The organism is Cellulomonas sp. Root485 (assembly GCF_001426705.1).
Lineage (GTDB): Bacteria > Actinomycetota > Actinomycetes > Actinomycetales > Cellulomonadaceae > Cellulomonas.
In genome coordinates, this window is record NZ_LMFC01000003.1 from 152,331 (window position 1) to 164,854 (window position 12,524).

At 71.6% G+C, this 12,524-nt stretch carries 7 protein-coding genes; 2 read left to right on the forward strand and 5 right to left on the reverse strand.

Translation table 11 applies throughout. The features are described from left to right. Window positions 1-56: 56 nt before the first annotated feature. From ASD16_RS22385 to ASD16_RS14480, 5 genes are all read right to left on the reverse strand, one after another. The gene (locus ASD16_RS22385) at window positions 57-5,792 is read right to left on the reverse strand and encodes an SGNH/GDSL hydrolase family protein (RefSeq protein WP_304438008.1); all 5,736 of its coding nucleotides are present in this window, start codon (window positions 5,790-5,792) and stop codon (window positions 57-59) included. A 179-nt stretch (window positions 5,793-5,971) separates the two neighbouring features. Beyond that, window positions 5,972-6,847, reverse strand: a complete 876-nt coding sequence (locus ASD16_RS14465) for a hypothetical protein (protein ID WP_157453955.1) — start codon at window positions 6,845-6,847, stop codon at window positions 5,972-5,974. 19 nt (window positions 6,848-6,866) lie between these two features. Beyond that, window positions 6,867-7,343, reverse strand: coding sequence for a GNAT family N-acetyltransferase (locus tag ASD16_RS14470; protein ID WP_055918820.1), 477 nt, complete (start codon window positions 7,341-7,343; stop codon window positions 6,867-6,869). Continuing rightward, entirely contained in the window at window positions 7,340-8,491 is a 1,152-nt protein-coding gene (locus tag ASD16_RS14475; protein WP_235523322.1) for a Gfo/Idh/MocA family protein, read from the reverse strand. The genes ASD16_RS14470 and ASD16_RS14475 overlap by 4 nt, the downstream gene beginning before the upstream one ends. Window positions 8,492-8,502: 11 nt before the next feature. Next, complete coding sequence (locus ASD16_RS14480; RefSeq protein ID WP_055918826.1) at window positions 8,503-10,455, reverse strand: DUF6807 family protein; 1,953 nt, start codon at window positions 10,453-10,455, stop codon at window positions 8,503-8,505. A gap of 168 nt (window positions 10,456-10,623) precedes the next feature. Between ASD16_RS14480 and ASD16_RS14485 the strand changes: the two genes are divergently transcribed. Next, window positions 10,624-11,565: a carbohydrate ABC transporter permease gene (locus ASD16_RS14485; RefSeq protein WP_055920521.1), complete on the forward strand. Its 942-nt coding sequence runs from the start codon at window positions 10,624-10,626 to the stop codon at window positions 11,563-11,565. Continuing rightward, complete coding sequence (locus ASD16_RS14490; protein WP_082570896.1) at window positions 11,558-12,502, forward strand: carbohydrate ABC transporter permease; 945 nt, start codon at window positions 11,558-11,560, stop codon at window positions 12,500-12,502. Before ASD16_RS14485 ends, ASD16_RS14490 begins: the two co-directional genes overlap by 8 nt. The last annotated feature ends 22 nt before the right edge of the window (window positions 12,503-12,524 follow it).

Consider the following 12,524-nt stretch of genomic DNA (forward strand, 5'->3'; position numbering starts at 1 on the left):
ACGACGGCCGCCCCGGGTGAGAGGAGTCACCCGGGGCGGCCGTCGTGTTGCTCCGGTCAGCGCGTGACCTTGACCTTGAGCTCCGGGCTGCTGGTGGAGCCCAGCGGGTTGGACAGCTCGGCGCGGTAGACGTGCGTCCCGACCGCCCGGCCGCTGACCGTGGTGACCGCCTTCTGGGCGGTGGAGCCGTTCGCGGTCAGCGACTGGGTGTCGATGAGCACGCCGTCCTCGTAGAGCCGGTACTCGGTGGCGTTGGTCCCCCACCACAGGTTGGTGGTCAGCGTGTAGGTGCCGTCACCGTCCCAGTTGTCGTGGCTGAGGACCGGGGTGCCCGGGTTGGCCGCGGTGACCTTGACCGTCAGCGGGGCCGTCGTCGTCGACCCGTGCTGGTTGGTCAGCACCGCGGTGTACACGTAGGTGCCGTTGCGCTTGCCGGCGATCTGGAACGCCGCCGACTGGGCGGCCGGAGTCGCGTCGACCAGGTCACGCGTCGCGATCTCGACCCCGTTCTCCAGCAGCGTCACGGTCTGGGCGTTCTGGCCCCACCACAGGTTCACGGCGACCGTGTAGCTGCTGTCGTTGTCCCAGTTGTCGCTGGAGAGCACGCCCTTGGCCGGCTTGGCAGTCGCCGGTCCCGGCACCCGCTCGTCCGGGCCCGAGGCGGCGCCCGTGTAGACGATGCTCGGCTTGGCCGGCGTCGCCATCCCGTCACCCAGGAAGTAGCCCGTGTGCGGCGGCTGGTTGTAGCCGGTGTTCTGCCACGCGACGCCCAGGCGGTACACCGGGTCGGACTGCAGGGTGCGCAGCCGGTGGTCGGTGCGGTCCACGGTGGTGGCGATCCGGAGGGCCGACGAGTCGGCCAGGCGGGTCACGATCTCCTCGCGCCAGTCGCCGAACAGGTCGGCCTGCAGGGCGGGGGTGCCCTTGGTGCCGTTGTCGGAGAGGGTGCCGGTCGCCCGGTAGATCTCGTCGGCAGTCTCGGTCGACGGGTTCCACTTCGCGATCGTCGGGACGCCCGTGAGCGCCGTCGAGTCCCAGTCGTGGTCGGTGATCTCCCGCAGGAGGTCCCCGTCCCACCAGGTGAGGAAGTTCGCCGCGGGGATGGTGGTGCCGAGCAGCGAGCCGTCGGCTGCCCGCAGCTCCCCGTCCCGCGAGTTCCAGACACCGTTGCTCACCACGGCCCACGACTCTGCGCCGGGATGTGCGGCGTCGATGTCGCCGGAGGCTCCGCGACCGGTGTCGGCGGTGGCCGGCATCGACCAGAGCACCTCGCCGGTCGCGGCGTCGCGGAATGTGGCACCGATGCCCTTGCTGTGTGGCGCCTCCTCGTGGACGGCGAACACCTCGAGCCCGGGACGGTCCGGGTCGAGGTCGCTGACGTGCAGCGCGTCCCCGTGCCCGAGCCCGGTGCTGTAGAGCACGGTCCCGTCGTCGTCGATCGTCATGGAGCCGAAGACGATCTCGTCCTTCTGGTCCCCGTCGACGTCGGCCACGGACAGGTTGTGGTTGCCCTGCCCGCGGTACTGCTCACCGGCGACGTCGGAGTCGAACGTCCACCGCTTCACCAGCTGCGAGCCGTCGAAGTCGTACGCCGACACCACGGTCCGCGTGTAGTACCCGCGGCTCATGAGCAGGCTCGGGTGCTCACCGTCGAGGTAGGCCACACCGGCGAGGAACCGGTCGACCCGGTTGCCGTACGCGTCGCCCCACGCGCCCACGTCTCCGCGCGGCGGGGTGTAGTCGATCGTGTCGATCGCCGCCCCCGTCGCACCGGAGAACACCGTGAGGAACTCCGGCCCGGTCAGCACGTAGCCACCACTGTTGCGGTAGTCCGCCCGCGCGTCGCCGATGACCGTGCCGAGGCCGTCGACGGTGCCGTCCGCGGTCTTCATGCTGACCTCGGCCTTCCCGTCACCATCCAGGTCGAACACCTGGAACTGCGTGTAGTGCGCGCCCGCCCGGATGTTCCTGCCCAGGTCGATGCGCCACAGGCGCGTGCCGTCCAGCTCGTAGGCGTCGACGTACACGTTGCCCGTGTACCCGCCCTGCGAGTTGTCCTTGGAGTTGGACGGGTCCCACTTCACGACGATCTCGTACTGCCCGTCGCCGTCGACGTCCCCGACCGAGGCGTCGTTGGCGTTGTACGTGTACGGCTGGCCGTCCTTCGTGTACGCGTCGGCGGGCTTGTCCAGCGGCACGTCGAGGTGCTGGCTGTCCCAGACGCGGAACTCGCCGGTGGCCCACCGCTCGATGCCGTCGACCACGGAGCTGACCCGGTAGACGTCATCGACGCCGCCGCCGGCGTCGAGCAGGTTGGTGCTCGTCGTGACGGGCATGGTCGTGATCCTGCGACCGTCCCGGTACACGTGGAACGCGATCGAGTCGGGGTCCAGGCCGAGCTGACGCCAGCCGAGATAGACGCCGCCGTCCGTGGCGACGGCGACGGGCGACCGGTCCAGCCGCTCGGCCTGCCGGGCCAGGGTGGTGACGGCCGGCGTGGTCAACGCGTCCGACTGCGCCGAGACGCCGCCCGCGTTCACCGAGGCCACGCGGTACGTGTACTCGATGGTCGTGAGCACCGTGGTGTCCGTGTAGGTGGGACCGTTCGCGCGGCCGACCACGACTAACGTGCCGTCCTTTGCCTGCCGGAGCACCTGGTAGAACAGCGCACCGTCGGCCGCGTCCCACGTGAACGTGACGTCGTTCTTGTTCACCGCACCCAGCGTCAGCCCGGTCGGCACGGCGGCCGTCGGGACGTCGGGGTCGACGGTGGTCACGTCGAGCGTGTCGGTCGGCACCGACTCCAGACCGCTCGGGTCGAGGGCCACGACGTGGTACTCGTACGCCAGGCCGACGTCGGGGGTCGTGTCGACGAACGTCGTGGTCGTGACGTCGCCGAGCGCCTCCGCTGCGGCGGCCCCGGCGGCCTTCCGGTATACGCGGTACCCGGCCGAGTCGGCGGTCCCCGTCCAGCTGAGCGAGACGTTCACCGACGAGCCGTCGATGCTCAGGTCGTCCAGCACCAGGGCGCTCGGCGCCAGCAGCAGCGGCGTGATCTCGATGCCGTTCAGCCGGCTGGAGGTCCCCGTCATCACCAGGTTGAGCTGCCCGTCGGTGACGAGCACCGGCTGGCTGACCTTCTCCGACACCGACCCCGCGCCCGCGTTCGAGGCGCCGAAGTCCTTGCCCTCGAGCTGCACGTTGGAGCGGCTGGTGCCGATCCAGTCGCCGTTGTACGTCTTGACGGCGTAGCTGCCGTCCGGCACGTCGACGGCGAACACGTGCGCGGTGCCCGGCAGCAGGAAGTCGCGCTGCAGGTTGTTCGGCGGCGGCGTGAAGTTGATGCCACGGTCGCGGCCGCCCAGGCCCGTCGGGTCCAGCCAGCCCCAGCCGATCTCCGGGGTGTAGCGGGAGAGCTGGCTCGCCTCCGTGTATCCCGGCATGAGCGGGCTGCCCGCCAGCTGCACGTCGAACTTGTACAGCGCGGCCTTCGTCGTGACGCGCACGGCCGCGGACGGTGCCGACGGTCCGCGGCCGTTCACCGCGACCACCCGCAGGTCGTACGACGCACCCTCGACCAGGCCGCCGATCGCCGCCTGCGGGAGGGTCGACGTGGCGACGAGCGCGTAGGCGTCGTCCCCGTCCGCGGCGGCCTTGCGGAACACCTGGTAGATGTCCGCACCCTCGCTCGCGGTCCAGGTGAGCTGGACCCCGGCGTTCGAGACGCTTCCGGCGACGACCCCGGTCGGTGCGGCCGGCACCTGAGCGGGTGGCTCGACGTCGACGACCTCGTCGGCCAACGGGATGTCCAGGTTCGTGATGTCCGTGGCGACGAGTCGCCCGAGCTGGATCGCGCCGTACTCCTGGAAGTGGGTGTCGTCGACCGTGCCGGTCGGCCGGTTCGGGTACACCCCCGCCGGGACGTGCAGGAAGACGCTCGTCGACGCCTCCGGCCCGATCTCGTCGAGGTACGCGCGGCTGGATGCCGACAGGTCCACCAGCGGCGTGCCGGTCTCGGTCGCCAGGGCGGTCGCCGCGGCGACGTACTCCGGGAACGAGACGTTGAACTTCCCGGTCGCCGCGTCGAAGCTCCGACGGGACACGGGGGTCACGATCACGGGCTGCGCTCCGCGTTGCACCGCGCCGTCGACGAACGTCCGCAGGTACTCCGCGTAGTCGTCCGGGGCGGCGAACCGGTCGTCGACGCCGTAGGTGGCGTCGTTGTGGCCGAACTGCACGAACAGGTAGTCGCCCGGCTTCACCAGGCGCAGGACCTCGTCGAGGCGGCCCTGGCTGATGAAGTTCTTCGACGAGCGACCGCCGATCGCGCGGTTGTCCACCGTGACGTCGTCGGACAGGAACCGGCCGAGCATCTGGCCCCAGCCGGCCTGCGGCGCATAGTCGGCCGTGTAGGTCTGGACCGTCGAGTCGCCCGTGATCCAGACCGTCGGCTCTCTGCCGGGCGCCCGCGGGCTCTGCGCCGCGATCCGGAGCTGGTTGAGCTTCGGCGCCGACCCGGCGAAGTCGAGGTTGAGCTGGCCGTCGACGACAGCGATGTCGAACGACATCTCCAGGAACTGGCCCGCCGGCTTCGACGTCGCGGCGACCTTCGCCATCTGCTCGGCGGTGATCGCGACGTCAGTGGCCTCGGTGGCGTCGCCCGCGACCAGGCTGACCGTGTAGTCGCCGTTGGGCAGGTCGACGACGAGCTCCGTGTCGCCCACGCTCACGAAGTCGGAGCGCAGCGAGTCGGCGGTGCCGCGGTCCGTCGCGGTGACGGCACGGGTGTCGACGAAGCCGTACCGCGTGGTCGCGCTGTACGCGCTGGTCGCGTCGAGGCGGATGGCATCAGGGACCAGCGCCCCGCTGCCCAGGTCGAAGTCGAGGACGGCCGGGACCGTCGGGGCGGTCGGCAGGCTGCTCACCGCAGCTGCCGACGGCACGGACAGGCCGGCCGCGTCGATCGCCTGCACGCGGTAGAAGTGCAGGGTCGAGGTGTCGACCGCGTCGGTGGTGACCACGTCGCGCGCGTTGGTCCGCGCGATCTCCGTGTAGGTGCCGTCGACCGCGTCGGACCGCGACACCGCGTACCCGGTGGCGCCCGCCACCTCGTTCCAGCGCAGCGTGACCGCGTCCGGCGTCACGTGGGCCATGCGCACGGAGGTCGGCGCGGCGATCGTCGAGGTGCCGGGCTCCGGCTCCTCGGGGGTCGTGCCGGTCTGCGCGACGACGATCGAGCTCACGTAGCCGCCCGCGCCGCTGCCGGTGATGCCGATCGTGAGCTGCCCGTCGGCGACCGTGGCGGGCCAGGTGCCGGAGACGGTCGCCACCTTGGTGCTCAGCGAGCCGCCGCCGGCACCCTCCAGGGTCACGGTGGTCTTGGTGGTGCTGCTCCCCGCGAGCAGGTCGCCCGAGCTGACCGTCACGTCGTACGTGCCGTTGGGCACGTCGAGGACGAACGTCCACGCGGTGGCGAGCACGAAGTCGCGGTCGGCCGGGTCCTCGGCACCCCGGTCGCGGGAGATCGGCGTGACGCCGTCCGCCGGCACGATGCCGAACCCGGTCGCCGCGCTGTAGCGGGTCGCGTCCGTCACCTGCTGGTAGCCGTCGGCCACCGGGCTCGTCGCGGTACCCAGGTCGAACTTCCAGCTGGTCGGCGCGTCCGCTGCCGCGGCGGGCAGACCTCCCGCGGCGACCAGGGCGGTCGCCGTCGCTGCGGCCAGGAGCACGCGGGCGCTGCGGCCCTTGTGCGGAGCCGGTCGTCCCTCGTCGTGCACGCGCGTCGAACGCATGGCATCACCCTTTGTCTCGTCGTTGAGAGCGCACCGGCTCCGCGTCTTGGAACGATTCACCGGAGCAAGCAGGATCATTCGTACAGGCGCTCTCCGGGCTCGCGCAAGGGTTTCGGGCAAACTGGGGAAAGCGCTCGCCGTCTGGTCTTTCCGCGACGACGCCGTCAGGGCGGGACGCGTCACCCGTCCGCCGGCACCCCGCACGCGGTCCGGATGAACGCGAAGAGCGCGGTCCGCAACGCCTCGCTGGAGGGCAGGTAGAACACCGGCTGCTCCACCCCGTCCACCCGCGTGTGCACCCCGAAGAACGTCCCGCGCTTGTCGTCCGCGACGGCGTGCAGGTCGCACCTGCCCGCGATCGTCGGAAGGATCACCGCGCCGGCGCCGCCGGCGGTGTCGACGGTGACGGGCCAGGTCACGGCTCCACCGGGTGGCGCGAACAGCACCGTCCGGTCCACCTGCGTGACCTCGACCCGCGGGCCGCCGGCCACCGGTTCGACCTCGAGCCGGACGTTCGCGACCAGGGTCCCGTCGACGTCGCTCGTGGTGATCGCGTCCGCCAGCGCGAGCGTCGCCCCCTGCGCGACCGCGACCCCCGCGCAGTCCTCGCCGTGGATCCTCGCCAGGTGCCCCTGCGGATCGGTCGGCTCGGCGACGATCGTCGACCGCGCACCCGCGTCGTCCGTCAGGTCGACCTCCGCGCGGGCCGCCCCCGCCGCGTCGTCGTCGCAGACCGGGTCACCCAGCGCCACCGAGAAGTCCCGGTCCACCCCGGCCCGCAGGATCCTGCCCTTGTCCGTCGCCGCGACCCCCTCCACGTCGGGCGTCGTCAGCCGCACGCCCGTGACCGAGACGTCTCCCGGACCGGCGTTGGTCACGCGCACCTGCACCACCCGCTGCGCCCACGTGCTGCGACCCTGCCGGATCTCGACGCTGATCCCGGCGAGCACGTCCGTCGGGATCGGGGTCGCCGTGGGCGCCGGCTCACCGGTGGTGCACCCGGCCACGACGAGCGCGACGACGGTCACTGCTGCCACCCGCCACCGTCCGGCCATCCCCCGATGGTGCCGCAGGTCAGGCGCGTGCGGGAGTCAGGTCCCGGCGCATGACGAAGTTGGTCAGCGCGACCCCGCGCAGCACGGGCCGCTGCTCGACCACGACCGAGAACCCGTGCGCCTCGAAGAACGGCCGCGCGGTCAGGCTCGCGTGGGTGCTCAGCTCGACGGCTCCGAGCTCGCGCGCGGTGCTCTCCGCCCACTCCAGCAGCGCCGACGCCACCCCCCGCCTGGCGAACGCGGGGTCGACGAACATCATGTCGACATAGCCGCGCTCGTCGACGTCGGTGAACCCCGCCACGGAGCCGTCGACCTCCGCGACCCGGGTGCGCGACGCTCGGCGCCGGGCATCCCACCCGGCCGGATCGATCTCGTCGCTCGCCCAGGCAGCGACCTGCTCCGGCGTGTAGTCGCGGGCGGCGGTCACCCGGATCGCGCGCCGGAACACGTCGAGCGTCGCGGGGCCGTCGGACTCGGCGTAGTCGCGCAGGATCACGAGCGACGAGTCCCCGCGGCGAACGGGGCACCGAGCTCGGTGAACGTCGCGCCCTCATCGGCCACACGTGCGCACCACGCCTCGACGTCGGCGATGACCGGATGCCGGGCGCCGCCCTCGTCGAGCCACTCCACGAAGGCGTCCGGCACGGGCAGCGGGTCCGGACCGGTCCGCACCGCCTCGAGCACCCGCAGGAACGCGCCGGTGTCCGCGACCGAGCACCGCAGGGTGACCGGCGGGTGGGCACGCGCGGTGAGCAGCTGGGTCAGCAGGTCAACGCGGCCGCACCGGATCCGGCGCGTGCCGCGCGGGGACGACACCTCGAGCTCGTCGGTCTCGTACAGCAGGGTCACCGTGCCCAGCGTGCCGCGGACGGTGACGCGCGCAGGCGACCGTTCGGGTGCGCAGAGGGTCAGCCCTGCCGCGACGCGGACCCCCGACCGGGTCTCGATGACCACGGCCGACGTGTCGTCCGCCTCGATCGGGTGCGCCCGGTGCAGGTCGAGCCGCACGTCGGTGACGTCCTGCGCCGTGCGCGCGCCCGCGAGCAGGAGCGCCGTGGCGATCGCGTGCGCGAGCGGGTTGGTGACCACCCCGTCCACCACCTCGACACCGTCGAGGGTGCGCCGGCCGGCCCACCGCGCGCGCTGGTAGTAGGCCGCGGTCCGCACCCAGGTGCCGACGGCGCCGACCCCGGTGATCTCCCCCAGCTCGCCGGTGGCGACGATCCGGGCGACCTCGTCGACCGCACCGGAGCCGAACGTCTGGAACCCGACCTGGCACAGCCGTCCGGTCTGCTCGACCACGGTCAGCAGCTCGGCGTGCTCGGCCAGCGACGCGGTGGTCGGCTTCTCCAGCAGCACGTCGCAGCCTGCCCACAGGGCCGCGGACGCGAGCGCGAGGTGCGTGTGGATCGGCGTCGCGATGACCACGACGTCCGGCCGGGCCTCCGCGAGGAGCGTGTCGAGGTCCGGGTACCACGGCACGTCGCCGTCCAGCGGACGCGGGTCCACGAGGGCCGAGAGCGTCGCGATGCCGCGTTCCTGCAGGTCCTCGACCCTGCGGACGTGCGAGGCACCGTGACCGTGGATGCCCACCACCGCGACGGTCGGCAGCGCGGTCGCCGTGGGCTGCCGCGCGTCGCTCACCGTGTGCACGGTCATCCCCAGGCCTGCGCGGCGAGTCGTCCCGCCTCGTCGGCACCGAGAGCCCGGTCCACCACGACCGCGGCCAGCCCGACGTCGAGGCGGTCACCCTCGGCCACGTCGACCACCTGGTCCCAGGCGAGCGCGGGCCCGGCTCCGACGTACTCGGCCACCCGGGCGAACCACGGGCGCAGGTGCGCGGGGTCCTGGACGAGCAGGACCGTCGTCGTCGCACCCTCGCGGCGCTGCACGAACGCGAGCCACGGCGACAGGCTGCCGTGCACCGCCTCCTCGCCGACGAGCCCGTCCCCGAGCACCGTGGTGACGTCCGCCGACGGCAGCCGCCAGAAGATGCCGCCGTACCCGGCGCTCGGCCGGCCGTTGGTGCCGGGGCTCTCGATCCGCAGCGGTCCGTGCGCGGCGTGCAGCACGCTGGACCAGCGCAGCACGTACCCGCGCCCGTCCGCCAGCGGCGACGCAGACAGGCGGCGGTCCTCGGCGAGCAGCGGCCGGTCGCGCTCGTCGCGCCACTCGACCTCGTCGACCAGCGCCGCGCCGTCGTCGTCCAGCCGCGGGCCGCCGCTGACCTGACGGCCGTGGTTGGGCAGCAGGGTGGGGCCCTCGTCGCGCAGGAAGGTGCGCCCGCCCCAGTAGTTGGTGCCGTTGACCACGGGCACCGCCATGGACACGCCGTAGTGGTGGCGATGGTCGACGGGGCTGGTCTCGGTCAGTGCCGTGCCGCCCGCCGAGTGCACGGGGTGCAGGTACGGGCGCGGTGCGTGGACGCCGGGCACGCGCTCGCCGGAGACGTAGCGGGCGAGCGGGACGGTCGACGAGCTCCGCGCGGTACCACGCAGCAGGTAGGAGCCGAGGTCGGCGGTCCAGCCGGCCGCGGTGAGCTCGGGAACCTCCGGACCGACCGGGTCCGTCGCCGTGCGTCGTCCCAGCCGCGCGGCCGGTGGCACGGGTCCGGTGCTGGCCCGGACGGCGAGGACGGGCTCGATCAGCGCCGGGGTCGGGTCGAGCGTCTCGCCGCCGACGAGCGAGCGCAGGTGCGCCCACGCCTGCCGGCCGAGCTCGGCCTGGGGCACGGTCGCGGTGGTCAGCGAGGGTGTCGCGAACCGGGCCAGCTCGATGTCGTCGAAACCCGTGATGGACACGTCCCCGGGGACGGCGACGCCGAGCTCGTTGAGCCGGGCGAGCAGCCCGAACGCGACGAGGTCGTTGTAGGCGACGACCGCGGTCGCGCGCGACGCGAGCACGTCCTGCGCAGCGGCGTACCCGGACTCGACCGACGAACCCGCGGGCCGCTCGCTGAGCCGCACGTCCTCGCGACGGGCCGCCGCGACCCGCAGGGCGTCGAGGCGCGCGCCGTGCGACGCGCTGTCCGTGGGACCGGCCAGGTAGAGCAGGTGGCGGTGCCCGAGGCCGGTGAGGTGCTCGACGATCTGGTCGATGCCGGCGGCGTAGTCGATGGCCAGCGTGGGTGTGGTGCCGTCGGCGGCACGGTTGACGACGACCACCGGGCGGATCTCGGGGAGCAGCGCGCGCAGCGTCTGCTCGGGCATGCGCGGGGAGACCAGGACGAGCGCGTCGCAGCGCAGCCGCGCGTCGAGGGCGATGCGCTCCTCGTCGGCCGCGTGCTCGGCGGTGTCCGCCACCAGCACCCGGTAGCCCTCCTCGGCGGCAGCCGACGCGACGCCGCGCAGCACCTGCTGGAACATCGGGTTGGCCAGGTCGGGGACCACCACGGCGACCGTGTTGGTGCGCCCGAGCGACAGGCTGCGCGCGGTGTTGCTCGGCCGGTAGTGGAGCTGCTCGGCCACCTCCCGGACCCGCGCCGCCAGCTCGGGGTCGACCGTGGACCGGCCGTTCATGACCCGGGACACCGTCGCCCGGGACACGCCCGCGGCGTGCGCGACCTCGGCGATGGTCGACGCGCTGCGCGTCCACCCGTTCTGCGTCACTGCAGCCTCCCGCGGTCACCTGTGAGCCACCTAGGTGAGGGCGGCTCCGCGCCGAACATACACCACGGGAAACCGGTTCCCAACCCGTTCCACGGGTGCTACGGTACCGACCGAGGAACCGGTTTCTCACCGGATCCTTATCGCGAACACAGTGAGGTGATCGACGACATGTCCGTAGTGACAGAGCTGCGCAAGACTGCCAAGGGCGCCAAGGCCGCGCCCTCGCGGCGGGGCTTGCGCAACGGCGACGGGAAGGCCGCAGCAGTGTTCCTGCTGCCGTGGTTCCTGGGCCTGGGGCTCATCACGATCGGCCCGATGATCGCATCGGGCTACCTGTCCTTCACGGACTACAACCTGCTCCAGCCGCCGCAGTGGACCGGCCTGGAGAACTACACGCGGCTCTTCGAGGACCCTCGGCTCCTCAACTCGCTTCGGGTCACGTTCACGTACGTGTTCACGGCGGTGCCGCTCCAGCTGCTCGCCGCCCTGGCGCTCGCGCTCATCCTGGACCGCGGCCTGAAGGGCCTTCCCTTCTACCGCTCCGTCCTCTACCTGCCCTCGCTGCTCGGTGGCTCGGTCGCCGTCGCGATCCTGTGGCGTCAGGTGTTCGGTATCGACGGCCTGGTGAACCAGTTCCTGGCGCTGTTCGGCATCCAGGGCAAGGGCTGGGTGTCCGACCCGGAGACCGCGCTCTGGACCCTCGTGCTGCTGCACATCTGGACGTTCGGCGCTCCGATGATCATCTTCCTGGCCGGACTGCGGCAGATCCCGGAGATGTACTACGAGGCGGCCGCCATCGACGGCGCCGGCGTCGTGCGCAAATTCCGGTCGATCACTCTCCCGCTGCTCACGCCGATCATCTTCTTCAACCTGGTGCTCCAGGTGATCGGCGCGTTCCAGAGCTTCACACAGGCGTTCGTGGTCTCCGGCGGAACCGGCGGCCCGGCCGACTCGACGATGTTCTACACGCTCTACCTGTACCAGAAGGGATTCACAGCCTTCGACATGGGGTACGCCTCCGCCATGGCCTGGCTGCTGGTGCTCATCGTCGCGGTGATGACCCTGATCAACTTCTTCGCCTCCAAGTTCTGGGTCTTCTACGATGACTGAGGTCCACGTGCGCACCACGCCCACCGACGCCACTCCCTCTTCGAGCTCAGCCCAGCGCATCTCCGCGCTGGCCGACGAGGCGCCGCCCGTCCGCTACCGGTCCCCGTGGCCGGACCGCAGGCGCGCCGCGCTCAAGCACCTCGGCCTCATCGCGCTCTGCGCGCTGATGCTCTACCCGCTGGTCTGGCTGCTGGTCAGCTCGTTCAAGCCGACCGACCTGATCTTCCGGGACGTGTCGCTGATCCCCTCCGAGGTCGACTGGACCAACTACTCGGAGGGCTGGAACGCGCTGCAGTACCCGTTCAGCCGCTACCTGATGAACTCAGCGATCATCGTCCTCGGGTCGCTGCTGGGGAACCTGGTCGCCTGCTCGATGGCGGCGTACGCGTTCGCGCGGCTGGAGTTCCGCGGTCGCAAGCTGTGGTTCGCGGTCATGCTCATGTCGATCATGCTGCCGATCCACGTGATCATCGTGCCGCAGTACATCCTGTTCGCGAAGCTGGACTGGATCAACACGTTCCTGCCGCTGATCGTCCCGAAGCTGCTGGCCACGGACGCGTTCTTCATCTTCCTCATGGTCCAGTTCTTCCGCGGCATCCCCCGGGAGCTGGACGAGGCAGCCCGCCTGGACGGCTGCGGGCACGGGCGCATCTATCTGCGGATCATGCTCCCGCTCTCGCTGCCGGCGCTGGCCACCACGGCGATCTTCACCTTCATCTGGACGTGGAACGACTTCTTCAGCCAGCTGATCTTCCTCGTCAGACCGGACATGTACACCGCTCCGGTTGCTCTGCGCACCTTCCTGGACTCCACGGGCGCCAGCTCGTGGGGCCCGATGTTCGCGATGTCGATCGTCTCCCTCATCCCCGTCTTCCTCGCCTTCCTCTTCGGCCAGAAGTACCTGGTCAAGGGGATCGCGACGACGGGCATCAAGTAGCAGTTCTGTGCAGTTCTGTTCC